The sequence below is a fragment of the Ensifer adhaerens genome, assembly GCF_000697965.2.
GTDB lineage: Bacteria > Pseudomonadota > Alphaproteobacteria > Rhizobiales > Rhizobiaceae > Ensifer > Ensifer adhaerens.
This window is the reverse complement of the sequence record NZ_CP015880.1, coordinates 967,491-994,089: the sequence shown is the minus strand read 5'-3', so window position 1 is coordinate 994,089 and position 26,599 is coordinate 967,491. Positions and strand designations below refer to the sequence as shown.

At 63.1% G+C, this 26,599-nt stretch carries 22 protein-coding genes and 1 pseudogene; 16 read left to right on the top strand and 7 right to left on the bottom strand.

What is annotated here, in order from left to right:
- Positions 1-105: 105 nt before the first annotated feature.
- On the bottom strand, positions 106-543 hold the full coding sequence (locus tag FA04_RS04695) for a DUF6163 family protein (protein WP_034803767.1): 438 nt from the start codon (positions 541-543) through the stop codon (positions 106-108).
- Positions 544-726: 183 nt separating this feature from the next.
- Here FA04_RS04695 and hemB point away from each other — a divergent pair, with 183 nt between their 5' ends.
- The 4 genes from hemB (at position 727) to FA04_RS04675 (ending at position 4,172) form a co-directional block, all read left to right on the top strand.
- Positions 727-1,743: a porphobilinogen synthase gene (hemB, locus tag FA04_RS04690; RefSeq protein WP_034803774.1), complete on the top strand. Its 1,017-nt coding sequence runs from the start codon at positions 727-729 to the stop codon at positions 1,741-1,743.
- 88 nt (positions 1,744-1,831) lie between these two features.
- Entirely contained in the window at positions 1,832-2,296 is a 465-nt protein-coding gene (locus FA04_RS04685) for an RDD family protein (RefSeq protein WP_034803777.1), read from the top strand.
- Positions 2,297-2,483: 187 nt separating this feature from the next.
- Positions 2,484-3,272 (top strand): arginyltransferase, encoded by a 789-nt coding sequence (locus FA04_RS04680; RefSeq protein WP_034803779.1) that lies wholly within the window; start codon positions 2,484-2,486, stop codon positions 3,270-3,272.
- Between the two features lie 3 nt (positions 3,273-3,275).
- Entirely contained in the window at positions 3,276-4,172 is an 897-nt protein-coding gene (locus tag FA04_RS04675; protein WP_034803781.1) for a DMT family transporter, read from the top strand.
- Between the two features lie 126 nt (positions 4,173-4,298).
- Here the strand turns inward: FA04_RS04675 and FA04_RS04670 are convergent.
- Together FA04_RS04670 and parC are read right to left on the bottom strand one after the other, a co-directional pair.
- Positions 4,299-4,592, bottom strand: a pseudogene (locus tag FA04_RS04670) (transcriptional regulator); the annotation flags it as partial.
- A gap of 173 nt (positions 4,593-4,765) precedes the next feature.
- Positions 4,766-7,042 (bottom strand): DNA topoisomerase IV subunit A, encoded by a 2,277-nt coding sequence (parC, locus tag FA04_RS04665; RefSeq protein ID WP_034803783.1) that lies wholly within the window; start codon positions 7,040-7,042, stop codon positions 4,766-4,768.
- Between the two features lie 446 nt (positions 7,043-7,488).
- On the opposite strand from parC, the gene FA04_RS04660 reads away from it, so the two are divergent.
- From FA04_RS04660 to groL, 5 genes are all read left to right on the top strand, one after another.
- Positions 7,489-8,688 (top strand): hypothetical protein, encoded by a 1,200-nt coding sequence (locus FA04_RS04660; RefSeq protein WP_034803785.1) that lies wholly within the window; start codon positions 7,489-7,491, stop codon positions 8,686-8,688.
- Positions 8,689-9,273: 585 nt separating this feature from the next.
- A complete protein-coding gene (locus tag FA04_RS04655; RefSeq protein ID WP_226020675.1) occupies positions 9,274-10,602 on the top strand; it encodes a cytochrome P450 in 1,329 nt (442 codons plus the stop codon).
- Positions 10,589-11,596: a lysophospholipid acyltransferase family protein gene (locus FA04_RS04650; protein WP_051659661.1), complete on the top strand. Its 1,008-nt coding sequence runs from the start codon at positions 10,589-10,591 to the stop codon at positions 11,594-11,596. The genes FA04_RS04655 and FA04_RS04650 overlap by 14 nt, the downstream gene beginning before the upstream one ends.
- A 134-nt stretch (positions 11,597-11,730) precedes the next feature.
- Positions 11,731-11,964 (top strand): hypothetical protein, encoded by a 234-nt coding sequence (locus FA04_RS04645; protein WP_034803790.1) that lies wholly within the window; start codon positions 11,731-11,733, stop codon positions 11,962-11,964.
- 95 nt (positions 11,965-12,059) lie between these two features.
- Complete coding sequence (gene groL / locus FA04_RS04640; protein ID WP_034803792.1) at positions 12,060-13,685, top strand: chaperonin GroEL; 1,626 nt, start codon at positions 12,060-12,062, stop codon at positions 13,683-13,685.
- A 22-nt stretch (positions 13,686-13,707) separates the two neighbouring features.
- Here groL and FA04_RS04635 read toward each other — a convergent pair whose 3' ends face one another.
- Positions 13,708-14,286, bottom strand: coding sequence for a TetR/AcrR family transcriptional regulator (locus FA04_RS04635; protein ID WP_234798735.1), 579 nt, complete (start codon positions 14,284-14,286; stop codon positions 13,708-13,710).
- Between FA04_RS04635 and FA04_RS04630 the strand changes: the two genes are divergently transcribed.
- Positions 14,273-14,704: a serine hydrolase domain-containing protein gene (locus FA04_RS04630; RefSeq protein WP_327437301.1), complete on the top strand. Its 432-nt coding sequence runs from the start codon at positions 14,273-14,275 to the stop codon at positions 14,702-14,704. The two genes, FA04_RS04635 and FA04_RS04630, sit on opposite strands and share 14 nt — an antisense overlap.
- An 80-nt stretch (positions 14,705-14,784) precedes the next feature.
- On the opposite strand, the gene aspS is transcribed toward FA04_RS04630, so the two are convergent.
- Positions 14,785-16,572, bottom strand: a complete 1,788-nt coding sequence (gene aspS / locus FA04_RS04625; RefSeq protein ID WP_034803798.1) for an aspartate--tRNA ligase — start codon at positions 16,570-16,572, stop codon at positions 14,785-14,787.
- A 327-nt stretch (positions 16,573-16,899) separates the two neighbouring features.
- On the opposite strand from aspS, the gene FA04_RS04620 reads away from it, so the two are divergent.
- The 4 genes from FA04_RS04620 (at position 16,900) to FA04_RS04605 (ending at position 22,096) form a co-directional block, all read left to right on the top strand.
- Positions 16,900-18,141 carry an MFS transporter gene (locus FA04_RS04620; RefSeq protein WP_034803801.1) on the top strand — a complete coding sequence of 414 codons (1,242 nt, stop codon included), beginning with the start codon at positions 16,900-16,902 and terminating at the stop codon, positions 18,139-18,141.
- A gap of 93 nt (positions 18,142-18,234) precedes the next feature.
- Positions 18,235-19,635, top strand: a complete 1,401-nt coding sequence (locus FA04_RS04615; RefSeq protein WP_034803803.1) for a multicopper oxidase family protein — start codon at positions 18,235-18,237, stop codon at positions 19,633-19,635.
- Positions 19,636-19,712: 77 nt separating this feature from the next.
- Complete coding sequence (rnd, locus tag FA04_RS04610) at positions 19,713-20,885, top strand: ribonuclease D (protein ID WP_034803806.1); 1,173 nt, start codon at positions 19,713-19,715, stop codon at positions 20,883-20,885.
- A 161-nt stretch (positions 20,886-21,046) separates the two neighbouring features.
- Entirely contained in the window at positions 21,047-22,096 is a 1,050-nt protein-coding gene (locus FA04_RS04605; protein WP_034803810.1) for an adenylate/guanylate cyclase domain-containing protein, read from the top strand.
- A 46-nt stretch (positions 22,097-22,142) separates the two neighbouring features.
- Here the strand turns inward: FA04_RS04605 and FA04_RS04600 are convergent, their stop codons facing one another.
- Positions 22,143-22,550 (bottom strand): DUF2000 family protein, encoded by a 408-nt coding sequence (locus FA04_RS04600; protein WP_034803813.1) that lies wholly within the window; start codon positions 22,548-22,550, stop codon positions 22,143-22,145.
- Here FA04_RS04600 and FA04_RS04595 point away from each other — a divergent pair.
- Complete coding sequence (locus FA04_RS04595; RefSeq protein ID WP_082572949.1) at positions 22,549-23,445, top strand: AraC family transcriptional regulator; 897 nt, start codon at positions 22,549-22,551, stop codon at positions 23,443-23,445. The two genes, FA04_RS04600 and FA04_RS04595, sit on opposite strands and share 2 nt — an antisense overlap.
- Before the next feature lie 205 nt (positions 23,446-23,650).
- Complete coding sequence (locus FA04_RS04590) at positions 23,651-25,009, top strand: esterase-like activity of phytase family protein (RefSeq protein WP_034803816.1); 1,359 nt, start codon at positions 23,651-23,653, stop codon at positions 25,007-25,009.
- 62 nt (positions 25,010-25,071) lie between these two features.
- On the opposite strand, the gene ppx is transcribed toward FA04_RS04590, so the two are convergent.
- Positions 25,072-26,595: an exopolyphosphatase gene (gene ppx, locus FA04_RS04585; protein WP_034803818.1), complete on the bottom strand. Its 1,524-nt coding sequence runs from the start codon at positions 26,593-26,595 to the stop codon at positions 25,072-25,074.
- Positions 26,596-26,599 lie beyond the last annotated feature (4 nt).

Here is a 26,599-nt window from a genome sequence, read left to right as displayed (position 1 = left end):
CGGTGTCTGTTTGTCTTCCCGCCTTGAGTGAGACCCTATCGAATACGTCTAAAATTCTACTTAAACCGCAGCCTTAACAAGAGCTTGCCATTTGGCGACCCTGTCTCAGGGTGAATCAACCCTTACCTGCCTGGCGAGCCGCCAGCGCTGGTAGAAGATCGCCGCGCGGAAAAGAACGAAGGTAACGGCAACCGCCGCATGCAGCACGACCAGCAGCGGACGGCCGCCGAAACTGGCCGGATAGAACTCGTACATCACGATCTCGATGGCTGCCGCAACCACCCAGACGACCGGCCCCCAGGAGACCAGCAGCCACAGGCCGAGGGCGGCGACCGGATAGATGACGGCAAGTGCGGTTGCGGCCGCCCGCCACTCCGGCGTCAGGAGATCGAAGCGTCCGGCGCCGCCATGGGAAAAGCCGATCAGCATGGCCCAGTAGTTCAGCGCGAACCAGATGCATGAGGCGGAGACCAGACGCAGAAAGAGACCGAAGAGGATCTCGGTCAGCGACGGTTTCGGCACATGGGCAGAATCATGAAGCATGGCCGGCAAGATAGGGCGGGTCTTTGCCATCCGCCAGCGGCATCGCGCCGTCCCCTCCCCCACGGCTCCTCTTAAAGAGAAGAAATGCCGCAGCCGGTTCGCCGGCCGCGCGGTTCCCAATGGCGGCCAGCCCATGATAAAGCGCTTGGCTATCGACGATTTTCACGGGAAAGGCGCGGCGCGATGAACGACAGGACAAATCTTGTGGACAGGGTCACCGGCCATCGCCGCATGCGCCGCAACCGCAAGGCCGACTGGACGCGCCGGCTGGTGCAGGAAAACCGCCTGACCGTCGACGACCTGATCTGGCCGATCTTCATCGTGCCGGGCGAGAACATCATCCAGCCGATCGACGCGATGCCGGGCGTCAACCGCATGAGCATCGACAAGGCCGTGGAAGCGGTAAAGGAAGCGGCCGGTCTCGGCATCCCGGCGATCGCCACCTTCCCCAACATCGACCTGTCGCTGCGCGACGATACCGGCTCCAACAGTCTTGCGGCCGACAACCTGATCAACCAGGCGACGCGCGCCTTCAAGAAAGCCGTGCCTGAGATCGGCATCATCACCGACGTCGCGCTCGACCCCTTCACCAGCCACGGCCATGACGGCATCCTGCGCAATGGCGAGATCGTCAACGACGAGACGGTCGAGACGATCGCAAGGGCGGCCGTCGCCCAGGCGGACGCCGGCTCCGATATCATCGCCCCCTCCGACATGATGGACGGACGCATCGGCGCCATCCGCCAGGCGCTCGACGCTCACGGCCACCAGAATGTCGGCATCATGTCCTATGCGACGAAGTTCGCCTCCGGCTTCTACGGTCCCTATCGCGAGGCGATCGGCACCGGCGGCCTTTTGAAGGGCGACAAGAAGACCTATTACATCGACCCGGCCAACGGCACCGAAGCGATCCGCGACGCAGCCCTCGACGTCGAGGAAGGCGCCGACATGCTGATGGTGAAGCCAGGCCTTCCCTATCTCGACATCTGCTGGCGGATGAAGGAAGCCTTCGGCCTGCCGGTCTTTGCCTACCAGGTGTCCGGCGAGTATTCGCAGGTGAAGGCGGCGGCTGCCAACGGCTGGATCGATGGCGAGAAGGTGATGCTCGAAACGCTGCTCGCCTTCAAGCGCGCCGGCTGCGACGGCATCCTCAGCTACTTCGCGGTCGAAGTGGCCCGCATTCTCGCCAAAGGCCGCTGAAACGCACCGCTTGATCCCGGCTCCGATCCTTGTTTTGCAGGGAATGCCATCCCATATCCTTGCTGCAACCAAACGAGGCTTTTGACCGATGACCATGCACAACGAAGAACTGAGGCTGCCGAGCAATGACTGGCGCGCCTATCAGGGCGTGCTGTCGCGACGCGTCTTTGCCTTTCTGCTCGATTACGCGATCATCGCGCTCCTCTGGATCCCCGCGGCGGTCGTCGTCTTCTTCCTCGGCATCTTGACGCTCGGCCTCGGCTTCATGCTTTATCCGGCGCTCTTTGCGATCGTCGCCATGCTCTATTTCGGCCTGACGGTCGGTGGCCGCGAACAGGCCTCTCCCGGTATGCGCTTGATGGGCCTGGCGATTGCTCGAACTGATGGACGCCCGATGGACTTCCTGACGGCGATCGTCCACCTCGTCATCTTCTGGATCGCCAACGCGCTGCTGACGCCGCTGATCCTGCTGATCGGCCTTTTCACCGACCGCAGCCGCCTGCTGCACGACCTGCTGATCGGTACCGTCACGGTGCGCCGCGACATGTATTGAAACCGGCGCAGGCATAGAGCTGAAAGCGTAAGGCGGTGTTTTCCGCCTCACCGCCGCCACCTATTGTGGTCACCACTAAAATATCGGCCGGCGCAGGCGGAAGCGGCAAACGAGTGAGTTGACGTTTTCCATTCTTGCGCCATGCTACTGTCATGAACCACAGCGCGAAGAGTGACCTCCGCACTCGATGAACACACAGACCGCACCGTCTCCGCAATTTTATCTGACTGCGCCGGCAGCCTGCCCTTATCTGCCGAACGAGATGGAGCGGAAGGTTTTCACCCACATGGTGGGCGAGCGCGCGCCCGAGCTCAATGATCTCCTGACGCAAGGCGGCTTCCGACGCTCGCAGAACATCGCCTATCGCCCGGCTTGCGAGACCTGCCGCGCCTGTATTTCGGTGCGCATCCTCGCCAACGAGTTCAAGCCCACCCGTTCCATGCGCCGGGTGCTTGCCGCCAATCACGACGTGATCTCGGCGGAATATCCGGCCGAGCCGTCGAGCGAGCAGTACAACCTCTTCCGCCGATACCTCGACCGACGCCACCAGAAGGGCGGCATGTCGGACATGTCGGTGCTCGACTATGCGATGATGGTCGAGGACACCCATGTGCACACCAAGATCATCGAATATCGCCTGAGGGTCGAAGGCGACGGCGTCAGCGAGAAGGCACGCGGGCCGCTGATCGCTGCGGCGCTCACCGACCGCATGGGCGACGGACTGTCGATGGTCTACTCCTTCTTCGACCCGACGCAGGAAGAGCGGTCGCTCGGCACCTTCATGATTCTCGATCACATTCGCCGCGCCCGGGAGCGCGGCCTTCCCCACGTCTATCTCGGCTACTGGGTGAAAGGCTCGCGCAAGATGGGGTATAAAACAAAGTTTTTGCCGCAAGAGCACCTCATGGCCCGTGGCTGGGAGCGCTATGAAGGCGGAGACACCACCCTGGAAGCCGCTCCTACGAAAACGGGTTAGAAATTGAGTTCATCTTCCGATGCCGCGATGCACCGGCGCGGCCTTGCCATCACCGGCCTCGGCGGCCTTGCCCTCTCCTTCGACATTCCGCTCATCCGATCCGCCGGCGGCGACGTCTGGTCGCTGCTCGCCGTGCGCAGCCTGTCGACTTTCGTGATCGCGCTCGGCGCCTGGTTCGTACTCAACCGGGTGCTCGGCCGGGAGATTTCGCTGCTGCCGGGCAAGACCGGCCTTTTGGTCGGCGTCTTCTACGGAATCAATTCCTGCACGTTCCTGCTCGCCGTCTTCAACACCTCGACGGCGAATGTGGTCTTCATCCTCGCCTTCACCTCGATGTTTGCCGCCATCCTCTCCTGGATCTTTCTGAAGGAGAGACCATCGAACGCGACGCTCGTGACCATGCTGGTCATGGTGCTCGGCGTCGGGCTGATCGTCCAGGACGGACTGGAAAGCGGTCACCTCTTCGGCGACGCCATGGCGGCATCCTCCGCCTTTCTGCTGGCAAGCGCGATTACGATCAGCCGTGCGAGCAAGCGCGACATGGCGCTGGTGCCGCTGGTGACGGCGATCTTCCCGGCGGCCGTCGCTCTCCTGATGCTGCCGGCAGGCGGCTTCACGATCGCCGCCCCCGGCTACATCCTCTTCAACGGCCTGGTGATGATCCCGCTCGCCTTCTTCTGCCTTGCGACCGGGCCGCGTTATCTCTCAGCCCCGGAAGTGGGCATGTTCTATCTGCTAGAGACTATTCTCGCGCCGATCTGGGTCTGGATGGTCTTCGCTGAAACGCCGACAACGCAGACGCTGATCGGCGGCTCGATTCTCGTCTTCGCGCTGATCGGCCATTCGCTTTGGCAGTTGCGCAGCCGCTCGCTGAGAGCGGCCGTTGCCTGCGCCGAGTAACGCTGTTCAAGACTTGTCGTCGCGCTGACCGCTGGGCCGCGGACGACGCTGCTTGTGGTCGACGCCCCGATCGCGCACCGGCAACGGCTCCTGCGGCTGTCCCAGCGAAGCCGGGCGGACGCCGGGCATCTCTACGCGCATGACCCACAGTTCGCGGTTGGTGTTGATCCAGGTGGCCGCGACGCTCAACGGCGCCGGATTGCCGATCAAGGCGTCGCCGTCGCGCCGTTTGAGGCGGGTGACGAGGCCTGCAGCCTCCAGGAGCGCGATGTGCGTCTCCAGCTCTTCGCGGGTTACCGCGACGGCTACGGCAATATCGGCGACGCGCGCCTCACCGGCAAAAAGGATCTCGAACATCCGGCGGCGGACCGGGTGGGCAAGGGCCAGCAGGACGTCATCAAGGGCTGTGGCATTCGGCATCGCTGTCATCCCTGTTGGACGCGCAGTGATCCATTATAGCCTTCCGGCTTACAAGCGCCAGTTGCGCCTGCGTTTCATTTGGATTTCCAATGATTTAAGAGATTGCGCCAAACTGCGCCAAAACGAAACAGGAGCCACGCGGCCTCTCGACCGCATGGCTCTCCTTATCCCGGTCAGCCGCTGAACTTGCCGCTGCGCGGGAAGCCCTTCGGAACGACGCGGCCGGCAGAAGCGCGGTCGCCCTGCCATTCGATCAGTTCGTCCTTGGTCTTGGTAAAGACCCGGCCGGCGCTGTCTTCCCAGACGAGACCGTCGGCGATCGTGAAGCAGCGAATGTCGGAGATGCCGCCATCCTTGTAACGCTGCAGCCGCACGCCCTTGCCGCGTGCCATCTCGGGGATCTGAACGAGCGGGAAGACGACCAGCTTGCGGTTTTCGCCGACGACGGCCACGTGATCGCCCTTGACCGGAACGACCAGCTTCGCTTCGTCGCTGGCCGAGACGTTCATCACCTGCTTGCCCTTGCGGGTATTGGCGACGATATCACTTTCGGTGACGACGAAGCCGTTGCCGGCGACCGAGGCGACGATGAGCTTGCGCGCCGGGTCGTGAACGAAGGCCGTCAGGACGTCCTGATCGGTCTCCATGTCGACGATGATGCGCAGCGGCTCGCCATGGCCGCGACCGCCGGGCAGCTTGTCGCCGCCGAGCGTATAGACCTTGCCGCCTGTCGTGAAGACGAGGATCTTGTCGGTCGTCTGCGCCGGGAACGCCACCTTCAGCGCGTCACCCTCCTTAAACTGGAGCGAAGACGTGTCGGAGATGTGGCCCTTCAGCGCGCGGATCCAGCCCTTCTCAGAGATGACGACGGTGATCGGTTCCTTCTCGATCATCGCCTGCTGGATCGCCTCTACGTCGGCTTCCGGCGCATCGGCAAAGGTGCTGCGGCGCTTGCCGATCTCGGTCGCCTTGGCAAACTTCTTTTTGACTTCGCCGATTTCCCAGGCGACGGTCTGCCATTGCTTTTCGTCGGAGGCGAGCAACGCCTCGATCTCGGCCTTCTCCTTCGAGAGCGCATCGAACTCGGTGCGGATCTCGAATTCCTCGAGCTTGCGCAAGGAGCGCAGGCGCATGTTGAGGATCGACTCGGCCTGGAGATCGGTGAGCGAGAACCGCTCCATCATCACCGTCTTCGGCTCATCCTCTTCGCGGATGATGCGAATGACTTCGTCGATGTTCAGATAGGCGACGAGGTAGCCGCCGAGGATTTCGAGCCGGCGGTCGATTGCGGCCAGCCGGTGGCGCGATCGGCGCTGCAGCACTTCGCGGCGATGCGCCAGCCATTCCGACAGCACTTCGTTCAGCGCCATGACCCGCGGCACGCGTCCGAGCGACAGCACATTCATGTTAAGCGGAATGCGACTTTCGAGCTCGGTCAGCTTGAACAGCGATTCCATCAGGATGCCGGCATCGACCGAACGGGTCTTCGGCACGAGGACGATGCGGATGTCTTCGGCCGATTCGTCGCGGATGTCTTCGAGCAGCGGCAGTTTGCGGGCGACCAGGAGCTCGGCAATCTTTTCGATCAGGCGGGACTTCTGCACCTGATAGGGGATTTCGGTGACGACGATCTGGTAGCCGCCGCGCCCAAGGTCTTCCTGCGCCCAGCGGGCACGAACACGGAAACCGCCGCGGCCGGTGCGGTAGGATTCGGCCATGCTTTCCCGGCCTTCGACGATCACGCCGCCAGTCGGGAAGTCGGGCCCTTCGATGCCGCCCTTTTGCGGGTTGGCCGGATCGTAAAGCAGATCCTCGACGGTCGCGTCGGGATGGCGGATGAGATGCAGCGCCGCGTCGCAAAGTTCATGCGCGTTGTGCGGCGGGATCGAGGTGGCCATGCCGACGGCGATGCCGGTCGCGCCGTTTGCGAGCAGGTTCGGGAAAGCGCCGGGGAGCACGGTCGGCTCCTGGTCTTCCTCGTTGTAGGTCGGGCGGAAATCCACCGCGTCCTGGTCGATGCCTTCCAGGAGCAGCGAGCAGACGTCCGTCATCTTCGCTTCGGTGTAGCGCATCGCCGCGGCGTTATCGCCGTCGATGTTGCCGAAGTTGCCCTGGCCGTCGACCAGCGGATAGCGGATCGCGAATTCCTGCGACAGGCGCACCAGCGCGTCGTAGATCGAGGCGTCGCCGTGCGGGTGGAACTTACCCATCACGTCGCCGACGATACGCGCGCATTTCTTGAACGAGGAGTTGGGGCGCAGCCCCATCTCGCTCATCGCATGCACGATACGACGATGCACGGGCTTCAGCCCGTCTCGGACGTCCGGAAGTGCGCGGTGCATGATGGTCGACAAGGCATAGGCGAGGTAACGCTCTTCCAGCGCCGCCTTGAGGTCAACCGGCTGAATGTGATCGTCCCCGCCTGACGGGGGATTGAGGCTTTGTCCCATAGGTTCTTGCTAGCGCAACAAACCCGGAACGGCAAGGTTTTCAGGGCTTGCGCTTGTGGAGAACCCCCTCGCCCCAAATAACCGGCTCGCGCACCGATCCGCTTGCCCCGGCGCAATGTTCGTGCAACGGTCGCGCCGCTATGCGTCGGAGGCTGCCGACAGGTAACGTCCCGGAAAGCATGCCCGAGCAGGAAGATGTGCGGTTCGCCCAAGCGAATATAATTTCGCCCTGTTTCGTAATAGCTTCGGCTGGAGTTGATTTGGACGATTTGCAAGGGGGATCGCAGGACGCGCATTGGCAGACGGAACTGGCGGCCGCGCGCCGCCGACAAAGACGAATGCTGCCATGCGCCTACAGTTGACGCCCTCTCCAAGGGAACCAGATCAGCGACGCCTTATCTTCTTAAACAGCTACACAATCAAAGATTTTCACGAAGGAACTCGAAATGATGCACACGCGCAAGATCCGCCTGATGATGGCGAGCGCCGCGCTTCTCACGCTGACCGGCCCGGCCTTCGCGCTCGATGGCGCCGATTTGATGAAGAAACTCGACGCAGCGACGAACGCGAACGGCACCTCGATCACCTATGACAAGGCCGAAGTCGACGGCGACAAGGTGACGGTGACCGGCGTGAAGCTGAAGGTCGCGAGCCAGCCGGGCGACGCTGTGGACCTGAATATCGGGGACCTGACCTTTGAGGGCGTCGAGGAGACCGAAGGCGGCGGCTATTACGCCGAAACTGTTTCGTTCCCCGACGTCAATGTCAGCCAGGACGAGGGTGCCATTTCCGTCAAGGACATCCTGCTCTCCGGCCTGACGATCCCGGCCAATGCGACCGGCGGAACGATCAACGACATCATTCTCTATGAAAGCGCCAGCACCGGCCCGATCGCCGTCAGCTCCAAGGGCAAGGAAGTCTTCTCGCTCGAAAGCACCGAAGCCAACCTCGCGCGCCAGGAAAATGACGCCGGCTTCGACTTCGACGCGACCGCTTCCGGCATCAAGGCCGACCTGTCGTCGGTCGAGGACGCCAAGACCAAAGAGGCGATCGAAAAGCTCGGCCTCACCACCATCGACGGCGCCCTGACGATGAAGGGCAGCTGGGAAGTCGAAAGCGGCAATGTCGCGCTCGAAGAATATGCACTCGACTTCAAGAATGTCGGCCGGTTGAACTTCGCTCTCGACATCTCCGGCTACACGCTTGCCTTCGTCAAATCGATGCAGGAAGCGATGAAGGCTGCCGAAGCCAATCCGAACAAGGAAGAGGCCAACCAGGCGATGGGTCTCGCCATGATGGGCCTCATGCAGCAGCTGACCTTCAACAGCGCCGAAATCCGCTTCGACGACGCCTCGATCACCAAGAAGGCGCTCGACTATGCCGGCTCGCAGCAGGGCGTGACCGGTGAGCAGATGGCACAGTCGCTGAAGGGCCTGGTGCCGATCATGATGGCGCAGCTCAACGTGCCGGAACTGCAGAACCAGGTGTCGGCTGCCGTCAACGCCTATCTCGATGGCCCGAAGAGCCTGACGATCAGCGCGGCACCGGAAAAGCCGGTTCCGTTCCCGATGATCATGGGTGCCGCCATGGGCGCGCCGAACACCATCCCGTCGGTGCTCGGCGTCAAGGTAACGGCGAACGACTAATCGTTCAGGTTTCTCCCGGCCTCAGCCGAGCCCGGGAGAAACCGACATGACGACCAGCCTTGCGCGCCGAGACAGGCACGCAAGGCTTGATGGCGCCGCACCGGCTTCCCATGTGGCCCACGGCATTCACTCGGCGGACTTCGCCGGCCGAAAGCTGCGCCGCCGCCCTCCCCTGAAAGAACAAGCACCGCCCTTTACTTGCGAACCGCATAGTCGGATCACGTTGCACGCCCTTGTGGAGCGCGCATCGGTTGCGGGACTCTTTTCTTCCCGGTGAGCTATTGCTTGCGCCAAGAAAATTTCACCGTAAGGCGATGGCGTTCTTCATCGAAATCGTGCATGCCACCCTCAGGCAATTCAGAATCCGATTTCCAACGAACTTGAGAGCATTTAAGCCTCGAAGGGGACGTCTCGGACTTTGTGCAAATATACAAATACATGCCCGAATATCGTCTCCACGTTACGGCAGATCGGACGTAAATGCTCGCCTGGCTCCAGCAGTCTGTAAATTTCACTGAAGAATTGTTGGAGGGGAAATTCGCCCCTGTCCGAGCTGACTACTATACGGGCCCGCCCGGTAAGCCATTGCGGCTGCTGCTCCAGGCGCGAACGGATTTCCTGTCGATCTGGCGGGCGAGCGACTATACCGAAACGATCTCGCAGACCCGGATCCTTGGGCGGCAGATCATCGTCGTCAACTCGCCCGACCTGATCCGGCAGGTCGTCGTCAAGCGTCACGAAAACTTCGAGCGCAAGAGCCCGCAGATGCGCCGGGCACTCGAATTCCTGCTGGGCGACGGGCTGTTTATTTCGGACGGGGACACCTGGAAGCAACGCCGGCCGCTGGTGGCGGACATCGTCCACGCCAAGCGGGTCCCCTCTTTCGGGCCCGTCATGGAAAATACGACCAGCGAACTGGTCGAGCGCTGGAACCGCATGCCCGATGGCGCCGAGGTCAACGCGTTGCACGAAATGGCGGGGCTGACCGCCGAAATCATCGCGCGCAGCGTCTTCGGCAACCAGCTCGGCGACGGTAGCGCGGCGGCGGTGACCGAGGGCTTCACCAGCTACCAGTCGCTGGTCGATTCCATCAACATCGGTTACTTCCTCGGCTTTGACGACGGCCTGCCGGTGCTGCGCACGCCGAGCCTGCGTCGTTCGGTCAAGCGCATCCACGCAACCATCGACAAGGTGGTTGAGGATCACCTTGCCGGACGCGGCGACCACAATTCGATGGTCGAGCTGCTGATCCGGCGCCAGCAACGAAACCCGGAACTGAAACTCGACCTCGTCGCCTTGCGCAACGAGGCCGCGACCATCTTCATGGCCGGGCACGAGACGACGGCGGCGACGCTGACCTGGACCTGGTATCTGCTTTCGAAGGCAGGCTGGGTCGAGAAGGCCGTTCACGACGAAATCGCCAGGGTCTGCGGCGACCGGACACCGACGATCGACGACGTGCCTCAGCTCGAATGGTGCCGGGCAGTTATCGAGGAGACGCTTCGCCTCTATCCACCGGTTCCGATCCTGGCGCGGCAGACCCGCGAGGCGGATATGATCGGCGACGTTGCCGCAGAGCCGGGCTCGCTCGTGCTGATCGTGCCGTGGCTCCTTCACCGGACTGAAAGCCTCTTCCAGGATCCACACCACTTCCATCCGGAACGGTTCACCGAAGGCCGGCGCCCGACGCCCTACAGCTTCATCCCCTTTGCCAGCGGACCGCGCGTCTGCCCCGGCCTGCATTTCGGGCTGACCGAAGCGATCCTGTGCCTGGCGATCATCGCGCAGCGCTACCGGGTTCGTGTGAGCCAGCGCCACGCGGTCGAACCGATCTGCCGCCTGACCCTCAGGCCGAAGAATGGCCTGCCGGTCACCTTGCACAAGCGAGAGGCCCCGTCGCATGGCGCCGGATGATCCGCACGCGGCGCAGCCGATCGGCAAGCGCAGGGCCTGGATCTTCGCCGAGGAAAGCGCCCCGCGGCTCGCCGATGCACTGGCGGGTGGCGACAGGGCGCGGGCCTTCCGGCGCTATTGGATCACCGACAACATTTGGAACGTCGCCAACATCGCCGCCCATTTCGGCATGAAGCTTCTGCCGATGGACGCCTGCTCCAGGCTCGGGGCGGCGCTCGGTCTCTTCATGGTTCCGCGCTTCCACAAGGTGGCAACCCGCCGCGCCCGTGAAACCATCGAACAGTTGCGGCCGGACCTTGACGCCCCGCAACGCGAGGCACTGTTTCTCGAAAACTGTCGCGCTCAGGGACGGTTGATGACGGAGTTCTCCGTCGTCAACCGATTGCAGCAGCGGCCGGAGCGGCTGAAGACCGAGGGCCTTGCACCCATCCGTGAGGCGGCAAACCGCGGCCCAGTCATTCTCGTCGGCCTGCATCTCGGCAACTGGGAAGTGGGCACGATCGCATTCCGCAAGCTCGGCCTCCAGCCGCATGCCTTCTATGTGCCGCCCAAGGGCCGGGCCAAGGCGTGGATCGCCGGTCGGGTGCGCAGCAAGGCTGGCTTGCAGTTTCTGCCTCCGGGAATGGACGGGATCCGGCCGGCACTGAAGGTTCTGAAAGGCGGCGGCGTTGTCAGCATCTTCTGCGACGAGGGGTTCGGCGGCATGATCCGCGGGCCGTTCTTCGGCCGCCGGCCGCATCAGGAAGGCAACATCGCCATCGCCATACGGCTGGCGCGCATGACGGGCGCTACGATCTGCCCCTGGTACGGCCTTCGCACCGACGACTTCCGCTTCGAATGCACGGCCTTGCCGCCGATACGTTTGCCGGCGGAGGAGCGCCCCAATGCCCGGCTGCTGGATGACATGCAGTTGCTGAACGACACGATCGAGCCGGTCGTCCGCGCCCATCTCGACCAATGGTATTTCCTCGATAACGCGCTACGGCCGCAGTGAGCTTACTCACGCCTTTTTAACGCCTGCACGTCGCGGCTTTGCGATCGGCGCTTGATGCCGGCCGGGTCTGGCCTATTTATTCCACCAAGGACCGAAATCCCTGTTCCTGACCGATAAAACGGAAGGAGAAACCCATGGGACTGAAGCAGGCGGACATTACAGCCATCCTTGGCCCGGTTGACGAGACGCTGATGGCCGAACTGCTTGCGACCGGCGCGACGGCCGGCGAGCTTGCGGAGGCGATCGCCTGGGTCAACAACGATGAAGCGCTGATCGGGGAAGGCCGCCATCTGCCGGCCGGCCGCGTTGCGGCGCTGATCGATATCTTGACCCCGGACAACGAAGAAGAGCGGAATTTGGGACTGTAGTCGCGAAAGCCGGTTGCCGGGTACGTCCGATTGCAAGCCGCCTTCCGGGCGGCTGGGTGCGTGAGGCCATATGTTCGTGTTGAGGGAGGTCCACAATGGCTGCCAAGGAAGTCAGGTTCAGTAGCGATGCCCGCGATCGGATGTTGCGCGGCGTCGACATTCTCGCCGATGCGGTCAAGGTCACGCTCGGCCCGAAGGGACGCAACGTCGTCATCGAACGCGCCTTCGGCGCGCCGCGCATCACCAAGGACGGCGTGTCGGTCGCCAAGGAAATCGAGCTCGACGACAAGTTCGAGAACATGGGCGCGCAGATGCTGCGGGAGGTCGCGTCGCGCACCAGCGACGTGGCCGGCGACGGCACAACGACGGCCACCGTGCTCGCACAGGCCATCGTCAAGGAGGGCGTCAAGGCGATCGCGTCCGGCATGAACCCGATGGATCTGAAACGCGGCATCGATCTCGCCGTCGACGCGATCGTCGCGAAACTGAAGACCCATGCGCGCAAGATTTCAAACAATGAGGAGATCGCGCAGGTGGGCACGATCTCGGCCAACGGCGACGCCGAAATCGGAAGCTATCTGGCAAGGGCCATGGAGCGTGTCGGCAACGAAGGCGTGATTACGGTCGAGGAGGCGAAGACGGCCGAAATCGAGCTGGAGATCGTCGAAGGCATGCAATTCGACCGCGGCTATCTCTCCCCCTATTTCGTCACCGACCAGGAGAAGATGCGGGTTGAATTCGAAGACCCCTACATCCTCATTCACGAAAAGAAGCTTTCCAACCTGCAGGCGATGATCCCGATTCTCGAAGCAGTGATCCAGGCAAGCCGGCCGCTGTTGATCATCGCCGAGGATGTGGAAGGCGAAGCGCTGGCGACGCTGGTCGTCAACAAGCTGCGCGGCGGGCTGAAGATCGCCGCCGTCAAGGCGCCGGGCTTCGGCGACCGGCGCAAGGCGATGCTCGAGGACATCGCCATCCTGACGGGCGGGACCGTCATCTCCGAAGATCTCGGCATCAAGCTTGAAAACGTGACGCTCGCCAATCTCGGGCGGGCCAAGCGGGTGATGGTCGAGAAGGAGGACACCACCATCGTCGATGGCGCCGGCACCAAGGCGGACATCGACGGGCGCGTCGGCCAGATCAAGGCGCAGATCGAGGAAACGACCTCCGACTACGATCGCGAGAAGCTGCAGGAACGGCTGGCCAAGCTTGCCGGCGGCGTCGCGGTGATCCGGGTGGGCGGCTCGACGGAAGTGGAAGTGAAGGAGAAGAAGGACCGGGTCGACGATGCGCTGCATGCGACGCGGGCCGCGGTGGAGGAAGGCATTCTGCCTGGCGGCGGCGTCGCGCTGCTCCGCGTCGTCCACGCGCTCGATGGGCTCAAGCCCGAAAATGAAGACCAACGCGTCGGCGTCGAGATCGTCCGGCGGGCGCTGGAGGCGCCGGTGCGCCAGATCGCCGAAAACGCCGGCGCCGAAGGCTCGGTCATCGTCGGCAAACTTCGGGAGATGAGCGACTTCGCCCAGGGTTGGAACGCGCAGACCGGTGAATATGGCGATCTCTACCGCATGGGCGTCATCGATCCGGCGAAAGTCGTGCGGGCGGCGCTGCAGGATGCGGCGTCGGTCGCCGGCCTGCTTGTGACCACCGAAGCGATGGTCGCCGAAAAACCGAAGAAGAACGTACCCACGCCACCGCCCGGCCCGGGCATGGATTTCTGACCCGCGCCAGGCGGTCGGTCGCCTAACCGGACGGCTGCCGGTGGCGCCCGACCTCGTCGATCGCAAGTTCAGCGATCGGCAAGAGGTCCGCTTCGCTGGCACCGTCCTGCGCCTGGACGGTCATGCACTGGAGAATGGCGCCGACGAAGCGCGCGAGGCCGCCGGCATCGGTATACGCACGTAGCTCTCCATCCGCTATGCCCTGCCGAAAGCGCGACTCCAGCAAGGCCAGCGTCTCACTGCGCAGTGCCGAGACGTGACTTGCGATTGCCTGATTTTCGACGGCGCAGGTCAGCACCGCGGTTGAGATCATGCAGCCCTTCGGTCGGCCGGGGCGGGTAAATTCATGGGCCGAGGCGCGCAGCAACTGGCCGATTACCTCGATCACGTGCCCTCCACCAGCAAGATTGCGGCCGGCCGCCGCCCCCTCCTCGCGCCGATTTTGTTCGAGCGCCTCGCGATCGAGATCTGCCTTTGAGGTGAAGGCCGCATAGAGGCTTTGCGGCGTGATCCCCATGGCGGCGGTGAGATCGGCGATCGACGCCCCCTCGTAGCCGAGCCGCCAGAAGGTTTCGCCGGCGGCACCAATCGGCGAAGGCAAACTGACGTTCTCGCCGGACCGCATCCTCGACGCCCAGAAATTCCCCTCAGGTGGGGCCGGCATGGCCGGGACGGCCAAGGATGTGCTGACCTTCCTCGAAGCCCTCCGCAAGGGCGGCAGCCCCATCCTGTCAGCAGAGACGGTGAAAACGATGATGCAGGACCAGACCGGGCCCGAAGCTCAGACGCAGGGTCCGGGCTGGGACTTCGGCTATGGCTGGGCCGTGCTCGTCGATCCCAAGGCTGGCGCCACGCCGCAATCGAAGGGCACGATCCAATGGGGCGGCGCCTACGGTCACAACTGGTTCGTCGATCCCGTCGAGAAGATCACCGTCGTCGCCATGACGAACACGACCTTCGAGGGCATGTGGGGTCCGTTCACCCGCGAGGTTCGCGACGCCGTCTACGGCAGGCACTGAACAGACATCTGGCGCAGACAAAGAAAAAGCCCGGCGAGACGATCGCCGGGCTTTCCTTTTGGGGTCAGGTCCGTTCGACCTCAGTCCTTCTTCTGCGGAATCGGGCGGATCGCCAGTTCGCGCAACTGGGCCGGCGTCGCTTCGGACGGTGCGCCCATCAGGAGGTCGACGGCTTGCTGGTTCATCGGGAAGATCGAGATCTCGCGCAGGTTCTTGGCGCCGACGAGCAGCATGACGATACGGTCGATGCCGAATGCCATGCCGCCATGCGGCGGTGCGCCGTACTGGAAGGCGCGGTAGAGGCCGCCGAACTGATCTTCGACCTCCTGCTGCGACTTGCCGGTCAGCTCGAACGCCTTGACCATGACTTCCGGAAGCTGGTTACGGATCGAGCCCGAGGCGATTTCGAAGCCGTTGCAGACCATGTCGTACTGGTAGGCCTTGATCGACAGCGGATCTTCGCCGTTCAGCGCTTCCAGACCACCCTGCGGCATCGAGAAGGGGTTGTGGGCGAAGTCGATCTTCTTTTCGTCTTCCAGCCATTCGTAGAACGGGAAGTCGACGATCCAGCAGAATTCGTAGCGGTCGCGGTCGACGAGGTTCAGTTCCTCGCCGGCGCGGGTGCGGGCTTCGCCAGCAAACTTGTAGAACTTGGCGGGGTCACCGGCGACGAAGAAGCAGGCGTCGCCGTCGTCGAGGCCGAGCTGGGTGCGGATCGCATCCGTGCGCTCTTCGCCGATGTTCTTGGCGAGCGGGCCGGCGCCTTCGAGCTTTTCGCCCTCCTTGCGCCAGAAGATGTAGCCGAGGCCGGGCTGACCCTGGCTCTGCGCCCAGGCGTTCATGCGGTCGCAGAAGGCGCGCGAGCCACCGGTCTTGGCCGGGATGGCCCAGACTTCGACCTTCGGGTTAGACGCGATCATGTTCGCGAAGACCTTGAAGCCGGAACCGGCGAAGTGTTCGGTAACCGCCTGCATCTCGATCGGGTTGCGCAGGTCCGGCTTGTCGGAGCCGTATTTGCGGATCGCCGTTTCGTAAGGAATGCGCGGGAACTTTTCCGTCACCGGCTTGCCGTCGGCAAACTCCACGAAGATGTCGCGGATCACCGGTTCCATCGTCGACCAGACGTCTTCCTGCTCGACGAAGCTCATTTCCAGGTCGAGCTGGTAGAACTCGCCCGGCAGACGGTCGGCGCGCGGGTCTTCGTCGCGGAAGCACGGGGCGATCTGGAAGTAGCGGTCGAAGCCAGCGACCATCAGCAACTGCTTGTACTGCTGCGGCGCCTGCGGCAGGGCATAGAAGCTGCCGGGATGAATGCGCGAAGGCACGAGGAAGTCGCGCGCGCCTTCCGGCGACGAGGCCGTCAGGATCGGGGTCGTGTATTCGGTGAAACCGACGTCGCCCATGTGGCGGCGCATCGACGAGATGATCTGGGTGCGCTTGACGATGTTCTTGTGCAGCGTGTCGCGACGCAGGTCGAGGAAGCGGTACTTCAGGCGCACGTCTTCCGGATAGTCCGGCTCGCCGAAGACCGGCAACGGCAGTTCCTTGGCGGCCGAGAGAACCTCGATCTCCTGCGCATAGAGTTCGATTTCGCCGGTTGGCATGCCCTTGTTGACGGTGTCGTCCATGCGCGCCTTGACGAGGCCGTCAATGCGCACGACCCATTCGCCGCGAACGGTCTCGGCCGCCTTGAAGGCGGGGCTGTCGGGATCGGCAACGACCTGGGTGATGCCGTAGTGGTCGCGCAGGTCGATGAAGAGCAGGCCGCCATGGTCGCGGACGCGGTGGACCCAGCCCGAAAGGCGAACGGTGGAACCGACGTCCGACTTGCGGAGGGCGGCACAGGTGTGGCTGCGGTAACGGTGCATCGTCTTATCCCGGAATTGCAAAGAGCCGCGCAAGCTCGTGGGACACAGCGCGCGGCAACATGGTCAAAATCGGGCGGAAAAGCGCATGATGCGCAGCCTTTGTCAAGCTGCAGCGCCCGCTGCCGCCCCCGATGGAGGTGCGTTGTAAACGAAGGCAAGAGCCAGTCCAAGACCGCTTGTGACAGAAGGCGGCCGAAATGGCGCGAAAAGAACGGCAATCGTCACAATTCGGGACTGTCCGGCGGCAGAATGCGGGGCTACACATGAGCAAGGCCCGATAGTGATCCCACCCGAGTCGTGGCCGCCTGCCCGGATGTCGCCTGCCCCATGTCCCAGATTCGCCCGCTTATCCCCCTCCTCGTCACCGCAGGCATCCTCATCGGCGGCAACGGCCTGCAGGGCACTTTCATCTCGCTGCGTGCACTCGAAGAAGGTTTCTCGACATCGCTGATCGGCGTTATCGGCGCCGGCTACAATATCGGCTTCGCGCTTGGCTGCGTCTACGTCACCCGCATCCTGCGCTCGATCGGTCACATCCGCACCTTCTCGGCGATGGCGGCGATCGCTTCGGCCGCAGCCATCTCGATGGTGCTCGTCATCAATCCGCTGATGTGGTTCCTGATGCGGCTTCTTGCCGGCATCTGTTTCGCCTGCCTGTTTGCGACAGTCGAGAGCTGGCTCAATGCCAGCGTCACCAATAAAAACCGGGCCCGCACGCTTTCGGTCTATCGCCTCGTCGACCTCGGCTCGGTCACGGCCGCACAATATGTCATTCCTGGCATCGGGCTTGGCGGCTTCGAGCTTTTTGCCATCATCTCCATGGCGCTGACGCTGTCGCTGGTGCCGATCTCCTTTGCCGACCGCTCGAGCCCTGTGGCCCCGGAGGCGATCCGCTTCGACGTCAAAGCGCTCTGGAACATCTCGCCGCTTGCGACCGTCGGCTGCATCGTCGTCGGTCTGACCAACGCCGCCTTCCGCTCGCTCGGGCCGATCTATGCGCAGGGCATCGGCCTGTCGGTGACGGCAATCGCCACCTTCATGAGCGCCGGCATCATCGGCGGCGTCGTGCTGCAGTATCCGCTCGGCCACTATTCCGATCGGTTCGACCGCCGCCTGATCATCCTGATCGCCACCTTCGGGTCGCTGCTCGCAGGCTTGTTTCTCGCCTTCGGCGCCGGCAACGACGAATGGCTGAACTTTGCCGGCATCTTCCTGTTCGGCGCCTTTGCCATGCCGCTCTATTCGCTCTGTTCAGCCCATGCGAACGACCACGCGGCCGAGGGGCAGCATGCGCTCGTCTCCGCCGGCATGCTGTTCTTCTGGTCGCTCGGCGCGATCATCGGGCCGCTGTTTGCCTCCTTCCTGCTCGAGGTCTTCGGGCCGCAGGCGCTGTTCATCTACACGGCAGCGATCCTCTTCCTGTTCATGCTCTACACCCTGCAGCGCATGACGGCGCGCGGGCCGGTGCCCGCCGGGGAGCGCGCCTTGCCGTTCCGCAATCTCCTGCGCACCTCGTCCTTTTTCAACAAGCTCGCCGCCGGCAACAACCACAAGCGCAAGGATCGCTGACCTGCGGCAAGATGCGCGCGATCCGGATAATTGCTGAACGCAATAATCAGGTTTAGAACCGGGGCACCTCAAACAGCAGCCGAGATTGCCGAAATGCCCGTCATCAGCCGTCGCACCTTCCTCCAAGGCTCCGCTGCTCTCGGAGGCGCCTTCGCGCTCGGCGCCGGCATGGCGGCGCGCGCCGGCACCGCACCCGATCCGCAGATCCTGATGGCACAGCTTGCCGAAGCCCAGATCGCCAAGGATGGGCTTACGCCCAAGGTCATGACCTACGGCTTGGGTGAGGCTCCAAGTACCGGCATGCCGCCCGTCCTGCGCATGCGCAAGGGCGAGCCCTATGCGGCCCGCCTCTTCAACCGGCTGGACGAGCCGACGACGGTACATTGGCACGGACTGCGCATTGCCAACGCCATGGATGGCGTGCCGGAACTGACGCAGCCCTATGTCTATCCGGGCGACCGTTTCGACTATGTGTTCACCCCGCCGGATGCCGGCACCTTCTGGTATCATCCACATTGCAACACGCTGACCCAGATGGGTGCCGGCCTGACCGGCATGATCGTCGTCGAAAACCCGGACGATCCGACGTTCGATGCCGAGATCGTGCTCAACCTGCGCGATTGGCGGCTCGGCACCGGCGGCGCGTTCATCGACGCATTCAAGCCGCGGGATGCGGCCCGCGGCGGCACTTACGGCACGGTGCGCACCGCCAACTGGCAGCAGGAGCCAACTTACGACGCACCGGCCGGCGGCCTGGTGCGCGTGCGCATCGCCGCAACCGACGTCACCCGCATCTATACGATCGGCCTTGAGGGCGCTGAGGCGAAGGTCATCGCGCTCGACGGCAATCCGGTCGACAAGCCCTTTGCACTTGATCGCTACGATTTTGGGCCCGGCCAGCGCGTCGATCTTGTCGTGCGCATGCCCGACGGCGAGGGTCAGACGGTTGCGCTCGGCAACCTGCGTGGATCGCATCCCTGGACGATCGCGCGCTTCCGGTCAGCCGGAGCGTCGCTCAAGCGCGACCTTCGGGATGTCGGTCCTCTGCCCGCCAACCCGATCGCGGAAGCCGACCTCTCCACCGCCACCCGCGTGCCGCTCGAACTGACGGCGACGGCCGAGCACAAGGCGACGCCTTCGATCTGCGGTTCGCTTGGCTACACCTTCTGGGCGATCAACAAGGTTCCGTGGCCGGGCGACACGCCCGATCCGATCGCGCCGATCGAGGAGATGAAGCTCGGCAAGAGCTATGTGTTGGAGGTCGCCAACCGGACGCCGCATGCGCACCCGATCCATCTGCACGGCCTGAGCTTCCGCATTCTCAATTCCAACAAGCGGACTTTCCTGCCGCCGCCGACCGATACGATCCTGCTTTTGCCCGATGAACAGGCGGAAGTGGCGCTTGTGGCGGACAATCCGGGCGATTGGGTCGTGCATTGCCATATCATCGAGCACCAGAAGACCGGCATGACGGGTTATTTCAAAGTCGTCTGAGATTTCGATTGTGACAGATGCCGCGAAGAGTTACACGAAATTCCAAGCCGCATTTTCGCCACAGTGATTTAAATCTGATGATTGAAACAACAGCAGACCTTGAGGCCGCCTGCCAGCAGCTGGCCCTATCAAATTATATTACGATCGATACCGAATTTCTTCGCGAGACGACTTTCTGGCCGGAGCTTTGCCTGATCCAGATGGCGAGCCCGGACCTTGCCGTCATCGTCGACCCGATGGCGAAGGGCATCGATCTTGCGCCCTTCTTCGCGCTGATGGCCAACCCGGAGGTCATCAAGGTGTTCCATGCCGCGCGTCAGGACATCGAGATCATCTTCCATCTCGGAAACCTTATTCCGCATCCGATCTTCGATACGCAGGTCGCAGCGATGGTTTGCGGCTTTGGCGACAGCGTTTCCTATGACCAGCTGGTCAACCGCGTCACCGGCACGCAGATCGACAAGTCCTCGCGCTTTACCGACTGGAGCCGCCGTCCGCTGACCGAAAAGCAGCTCGACTATGCGCTGGCCGACGTGACGCATCTGCGCGACATCTACAAATACCTGGCGGCAGAACTCGAGCGCGAAGGCCGTTCGCTCTGGCTGACCGAAGAGATGGCCATTCTCGAAGCCCGCGACACCTACGACCTGCACCCTGACGACGCCTGGCAGCGGCTGAAGATGCGGGTAAAGAAGCCGATCGAACTCGCCGCGCTGAAGACGGTCGCCGCTTGGCGCGAGCGCGAGGCACGCGCCCGCAACGTGCCGCGCGGCCGCATCCTCAAGGATGACGCCATTTACGAGATCGCCCAGCAGCAGCCGAAGGATGCGGAAGCACTGGCACGGCTCCGGACCATTCCCAAGGGCTGGGAACGCTCCACCGCCGGAACGGCGGTCGTCGAGGCCGTCAACGAGGCGCTGGCGATCCCGAAGGCCGATCTGCCGAAGCTTCCGCGCCAAAGCCATGCGCCGGAAGGTGCTGCGGCCGCTGGCGAGATGCTGAAGGTGCTTTTGAAGCTGATCGCCGAGAAGCAGGGTGTCGCCGCGAAGATCATCGCCAACAGCGAAGATCTCGACAAAATAGCTGCCGAGGGCGAGAAGGCGGATGTCGCCGCGCTCAAGGGCTGGCGGCGCGAACTCTTCGGCGAAACGGCACTGAAGCTGATCAACGGCGACGTTGCCCTGCGCTTCGTCGACAAGAAGATCGAAGCAGTGGAAATCAGCGCCGAGATCACGTCCGCGTCAGCTTGAAAAAGGGATTGGGCGGAGACAAGTTTCCGCCTGAATCCAGCTCTAGCGAAGGGCCGGGCGGAACAGAATCACCATCGTATCAAACGATGTGACGTGAGCCGGCGCCTTGGACAACGCCGACCGACACGGATGCCGCCTCTTCCGGTACCGGAGCTTTCTGCATGCGTTGGCGCTTTTCGACTTTCGAAGGACTTCTCTTGCTGCTGGTCGTTGCAGGCGCCGGCGCGGTCTACGCATGGGTTTTCTACGGCAAGGGCGCCCTGATCGGCGCGACCTATGCGCTCTTCATGTGCCTGCCGATCATCGCCTTCGAGCGACGCATCATTTTCCGGCGCCTGCATCGACGGATCCACGCCTTTTCCACGCCGGTCTTTTTCGTCGCGTCGCTGGTGATCTACTTCGTGCTTCTCGACATCGGATATGCCGCCGCTGGCCTGCTCATGCAGTCGGGCGGCGTCATGGAGGACCATTGGATGGACGCGATGATGCCGTCCAAGACGGTCCTAATCTTCGCGCTCGGCGTATCAGGTTCGCTCGTCTTCATCCTCAGGGTTCGCGAACTCCTCGGGCGCGACGTCTTTTTGAGCCTGCTCACCGGCCGCTATCGCAGACCGGTCGAGGAAGAACGCGTCTTCCTCTTCATCGACCTGGCCGGCTCGACCGCCTATGCCGAGAAACACGGCGACCTGCGGATGCAGGAGTATCTCGGCAGGCTGTTTGCGACGATCGCCGACCCGGTCATGCGCTACCGCGGCTCGATCGACGACTATATCGGTGACGCCGCCGTCATTACCTGGCCTTTCGATCGCGCAACCAACAATGCGGCCTGCATTCATTGCGTCTTCGACATTCTGGAAATGATCGATGCGGATGCGCGCCGTTGGCAAAAGGAGTTCGGCGAGGTTCCGCGGCTGCGCGCGGCGCTTCATGGCGGCACCATCGTTGCGGCGGAAATCGGGCTCGACCGGCACAAGATCACCTATTTCGGCGATACGGTGAACACCACCGCCCGGCTCGAAGGTTTCTGCAAGACGCTCGGCCACCAGGTACTGATCTCCACCGATCTCGCCCGCAAGATGCGTCTGCCGCATTATGTGCGGGTCGAGGATCTCGGCGAGCACGCCGTCAGAGGACGCGGGCAGAAGCTTGGCGTTCTGTCGTTGCGCGCAGGCAGCGCGGCTCCTCAGCTGGCATCGACCGCGGCCGAGTGATCCCGGCCGGCGCGCAGGGCATCGATCGGCCGGATCGCGATCGCCGTCAGCCGTGCAGCTTGGCACCCTTGGTGATCTTGTCGACCAGCTTCCTGTCCGCATGAATGGCAATGCCGGCGACTGCCGCGTCGTCCGGCCTGGTCTCGGCGAAAACCGCACGGTTGGCGTGGTCGTGACCGGTGGCAAACATGCCGTCGACATAGATCGAAGCTTTGACCTCTCTTTCGATCGCGCGCCGTTGAATGTTGCCGAGCGTCTTCCCATCTGCGGCAAGGACGATGATCGGCTGGATGCTCAAGGCGTTGTAGACGTTGCCGGCGCCATCGCGATAATCTTCGCCGATGATCCCGGGCTTCTGTCCGGCGATCCCGGTGGCGAGGAAGGCGGTGACGTTGAGCTTCTGCCAGGTTGCCAGGTCCTCGCGCAAGACGATTGCAAATTTGGTATCGAACATGACGGCCATCTCCATTTCAGCCCGACAGGGCGTGCCGGAAGACGCATTATCGGACGGCGCTGCGATCGATCTTGAACGATTGTGCGGCGCGCCTGGCGACGGCATTCGGGTTGCGCCTGCCGTCGATGGCATCGAGCGCATCGAGGCGCGCCTGCATGGAAAATTTTTCGAGCCGCACCGCCACGACACCTATGCCATCGGCGTAACGCTCGGCGGCGTCCAGACGTTTCAGTATCGCGGCGAAAGCCGCTTCAGCAATCCTGGAAGCATCATCATCCTCCACCCGGACGAGATCCATGATGGCGGCGCGGGAACGGAGATCGGGCTGCGCTACCGGATGATGTATCTGCAGCCGGAACGGCTACTCGCAGCCCTTGATGAAACCGACCGCTCCCTGCCCTTCGTCGCAGCCCCTGTCGTGGGCGACGAGGCGCTGCGGCAGGCGGTCGGCGAAGCCGTGATGGATCTCGACAATGGCATCGACGAACTGGCGCTCGACGACATTCTCGTGCGGATCGCCGAGGGGCTCTACCGTCACGCCGGCACCAAGGACGCCAAGCCCGCAAAGGCCGACAAGCGTGCCGTTCTACAGGCGAGCGAATTCCTTCGCGCCAATCTCGAACGGCCCGTCGGCTCGCAGGAACTTGAGGCGGTGAGCGGGCTCGATCGCTTCACGCTCGCCCGGCAATTCCGCCGGGTTCTCGGCACCAGCCCCCATCGCTACCTGCTGATGCGCCGGCTGGAGCGGGCACGGCAGATGATCGCCCGGGGCGAAAGCCTTGCCGGTGCTGCGCTCGAAACCGGCTTTGCCGACCAGGCGCATTTCACCCGTCATTTCAAGCGCGCCTACGGCCTGACGCCCGGCCGCTGGGCAAGCCTCGCCGTCGCCGGCTAATCCTGTCACCAAAGCTTCATCGGGTTGTAAAGCAAGCATCACCCAACCGTCATCATAGCCGCCTATCGGGTTGCGGACTGCAGCGCCGCGCGTCCTGGGACGCGCAAGGGTCGCTGCAGCACGTCGAATTTGCTGCACGTCTGCCTCCTTGGATCTAGGGCGATCCAAGGAGACATGCAGAAGGCTCCAACCCAAGGTGAACCTCATGACGAAAACGCTTCTCGCCACCGCGGCTCTTTCTCTTTTGATGACGATGGCCGCCTCGGCCGAGGAAAAGTCCTTTACCGCGACGCTGAAGGGCCACGCGATCCTGCCGGCCAACACGATCATCGCCGCCCCCTCGGACGCACCGGAATACCTCAAGACCTCCGGCAAGTTCACCACCGCGGACCGCAAGCGTGCCGAAGCGCTCGGCACCGTTCCGGGCAAGGACGGCGTTCGCCTGACCGGCCTGTCGCTGCCCTTCGACGGCCAGCCGATGCAGGGCTTTTCCGGCATCAAGGCGATGGAAGACGGCACCTTCTGGAGCCTCTCCGACAACGGTTTCGGCAGCAAGATGAACTCCAACGACGCCATGCTGATGCTGCACCACGTGAAGATGGACTGGGACGCCGGCAAGGTCGAAGCACTGAAGACGTTGTTCCTGACCGACCCGGACAAGAAGGCCCCCTTCCCGATCGTCATGGAAGGCTCGGACAAGCGTTATCTCACCGGCGCCGACTTCGACGTCGAATCGATCCAGCCGGTTGCGGACGGCTTCTGGGTCGGTGAAGAGTTCGGCCCCTACATCCTCAAGTTCGATCTCGACGGCAAGCTGACCGACGTGATCGCGACCACGGTCGACGGCAAGCCGGTGCTTTCGCCCGACAATCCGACGCTGACGCTGCAGGGCGATCCCTCGAAGAAGACGCCCGCCTTCAACCTGAAGCGCTCCGGCGGCTATGAAGGCATGGCGCTTTCCAAGGACGGCAGCAAGCTTTACGGCCTGCTCGAAGGCCCGCTCTGGACCGACAGCGAAACGGTTGAGCAGGCCGATGGCCGCCCGGCGCTGCGCATCATCGAACTCGATGTTGCGAGCAAAGCCTGGACCGGCCGCAGCTGGCTCTATCCGCTGGCTGAAGGCGGCGAGGCGATCGGCGACTTCAACATGCTCGACGACAAGACCGCGCTGGTGATCGAGCGCGACAATGGCGCCGGCACGGTGGACAAGGCCTGCGCCGATCCGAAGGACCCGAAGCCGGACTGCTTCGCAACGGGCTCCAAGGTCAAGCGCATCTACAAGATCGCCTTTGACGACAGCAATGCCGGCAAGGCCGTGCGCAAGATCGGCTACATCGACCTCTTGAAGATCGCCGATCCGGACAACAAGAAGCGTCAGGGCGGCGGCGAAGGCTTCTACGATATGCCCTTCGTCACCATCGAGAACGTCGACCGCGTCGATGAGACCCACATCATCGTCGGCAACGACAACAACCTGCCGTTCTCGGCCGGCCGCGCACTCGACAAGGCCGACGACAACGAGTTCGTGCTGCTCGAAGTCGGCGACTTCCTCAAGGCCGATTAATCAAAAGGGCGCGCGAACATCGGTTCGCGCGCCCTTCCCGTTTGACCGGTGACTTTTCGGCGTCAGCTTTCGAAGTGGAAAGCGAGACGCTTGCCAGTGAGCTTTCCAAGCTGCTGCAGGCGTCCGTCCAGGCGCTCGCCCTGGAATTCCGAATAGTCCGCAGGCACGACGATTTCGAGGTCCACGTCCGGCAGAGACGACTTGCGGAACGTCAGGTTACGGGCAATCCCCGGCATCGATGCGGAGAAAAGATAGGCGACACGCAAGAGGCCGCCGAGCAGCTTTGCCAGTTCCAGCAGGCGCGGCGTGGTGATGCCGGCAAGTGCGTTCGTGGCGCCGTCGTCGTTGAGCCCCTCGAAGCGGTAATAATTGGAAAGCGCAATATAGGCGCGGCCGGCATGGGTAATGCCGGAGAAGGTCGAGTGGGCGATGATGTTGAGCGCCTGGAGACCGCGATAGTCGGGGTGCGCCCGCCAGCTGATATCCGCAAGCAGGCAGGCCGCCTGGCGATACCGGCCTTCCTCTTCCGTCTCCTCGATCCCGAAGAACGGCACCATGCGACCGGTCCAGTCAGCCAGTTCGCGGGCGTGCTCGGGCGAGCGGGCACGCAGGATGGCGATCTCGTTGGCCGCCGTCAGCAGCGGATCCTGAGCACGTTCCTCGTCCCTCAAGAGCGAGAAAAGATAACCTTCGCGAACGCCGAGCGCCGAGAAGGAAATCCGCTCCGGCTTCATGATCTCCAGCGCTTCCTGCATGGCGATCGCGCCGAAGGGCAGAAGGCTGCGGCGGCTCTTCGAGATCGTCGAATAGGCGGACGGCTTGATGTTCTTCGGCTCGATCACTTCCGGCAAAAGCGCCATCGCCTCGTCAAAGGAAATCTCGTAGCCCTGCATCATGTGCAGCGGATAGTCGCGGATCTCCATGTGCAGCTTGGCGATCGAACGCCAAGTGCCGCCGACCGCATAGAACGTCCGTCCCGTGCCGGTCTTCAGCACCGCCGAGTTCTTCATGAACTTGCGCACCCAGGTGCGCGCCTTGGTGAGTGAGCCGTTGCTGTGCTCGAACAAACGAATACCGCCGAGCGGGAGGGTGATGCCCTTGCCGATCTTCGTGCCGGAGACCTCGACGAGTTCCAGCGAGCCACCGCCAAGGTCGCCGACGACACCGTCGGGATCGTGATAGCCGCTGACGATGCCCATCGCGGAATAATAGGCCTCTTCCTCGCCAGTAAGGATGCGGACCTTGTGACCGAGGATCGCCTCCGCCTTCTCGATGAAGGCGGGGCCGTTGCTCGCTTCGCGTGCGGCGGCCGTCGCCAGCACATACATCGAGGTCGCACGCGCCTGCTTGGAGAGCGCGTGAAAGCGGTGCAGCGCTTTCAGCGCGCGCTCGACGCTGTCTTCATCCATGCGTCCGGTCGCATCGATGCCCTTGCCGAGACCGCACATCACCTTTTCGTTGAACAGCATGGCCGGTGAGCGGCTCAGGCCTTCATAGACGACAAGGCGGATGGAGTTCGAACCGATATCGATAACGGAAACCGGGCGGATGCCGGGCAGACGCCCCTGCGCTTCAGATTCGACCATGCAA

What these genes read in the sequence shown, in the direction of transcription:
- aspS (WP_034803798.1), bottom strand. Translation starts at nt 16,572, where the DNA reads ATGCACCGTTACCGCAGCCACACCTGTGCCGCCCTCCGCAAGTCGGAC.
- hemB (WP_034803774.1), top strand. Translation starts at nt 727, where the DNA reads ATGAACGACAGGACAAATCTTGTGGACAGGGTCACCGGCCATCGCCGC.
- FA04_RS04615 (WP_034803803.1), top strand. Translation starts at nt 18,235, where the DNA reads ATGCCCGTCATCAGCCGTCGCACCTTCCTCCAAGGCTCCGCTGCTCTC.
- FA04_RS04680 (WP_034803779.1), top strand. Translation starts at nt 2,484, where the DNA reads ATGAACACACAGACCGCACCGTCTCCGCAATTTTATCTGACTGCGCCG.
- FA04_RS04600 (WP_034803813.1), bottom strand. Translation starts at nt 22,550, where the DNA reads ATGTTCGATACCAAATTTGCAATCGTCTTGCGCGAGGACCTGGCAACC.
- rnd (WP_034803806.1), top strand. Translation starts at nt 19,713, where the DNA reads ATGATTGAAACAACAGCAGACCTTGAGGCCGCCTGCCAGCAGCTGGCC.
- groL (WP_034803792.1), top strand. Translation starts at nt 12,060, where the DNA reads ATGGCTGCCAAGGAAGTCAGGTTCAGTAGCGATGCCCGCGATCGGATG.
- parC (WP_034803783.1), bottom strand. Translation starts at nt 7,042, where the DNA reads ATGGGACAAAGCCTCAATCCCCCGTCAGGCGGGGACGATCACATTCAG.
- FA04_RS04590 (WP_034803816.1), top strand. Translation starts at nt 23,651, where the DNA reads ATGACGAAAACGCTTCTCGCCACCGCGGCTCTTTCTCTTTTGATGACG.
- ppx (WP_034803818.1), bottom strand. Translation starts at nt 26,595, where the DNA reads ATGGTCGAATCTGAAGCGCAGGGGCGTCTGCCCGGCATCCGCCCGGTT.
- FA04_RS04685 (WP_034803777.1), top strand. Translation starts at nt 1,832, where the DNA reads ATGACCATGCACAACGAAGAACTGAGGCTGCCGAGCAATGACTGGCGC.
- FA04_RS04645 (WP_034803790.1), top strand. Translation starts at nt 11,731, where the DNA reads ATGGGACTGAAGCAGGCGGACATTACAGCCATCCTTGGCCCGGTTGAC.
- FA04_RS04695 (WP_034803767.1), bottom strand. Translation starts at nt 543, where the DNA reads ATGCTTCATGATTCTGCCCATGTGCCGAAACCGTCGCTGACCGAGATC.
- FA04_RS04620 (WP_034803801.1), top strand. Translation starts at nt 16,900, where the DNA reads ATGTCCCAGATTCGCCCGCTTATCCCCCTCCTCGTCACCGCAGGCATC.
- FA04_RS04605 (WP_034803810.1), top strand. Translation starts at nt 21,047, where the DNA reads ATGCGTTGGCGCTTTTCGACTTTCGAAGGACTTCTCTTGCTGCTGGTC.
- FA04_RS04650 (WP_051659661.1), top strand. Translation starts at nt 10,589, where the DNA reads ATGGCGCCGGATGATCCGCACGCGGCGCAGCCGATCGGCAAGCGCAGG.
- FA04_RS04595 (WP_082572949.1), top strand. Translation starts at nt 22,549, where the DNA reads ATGACGGCCATCTCCATTTCAGCCCGACAGGGCGTGCCGGAAGACGCA.
- FA04_RS04660 (WP_034803785.1), top strand. Translation starts at nt 7,489, where the DNA reads ATGATGCACACGCGCAAGATCCGCCTGATGATGGCGAGCGCCGCGCTT.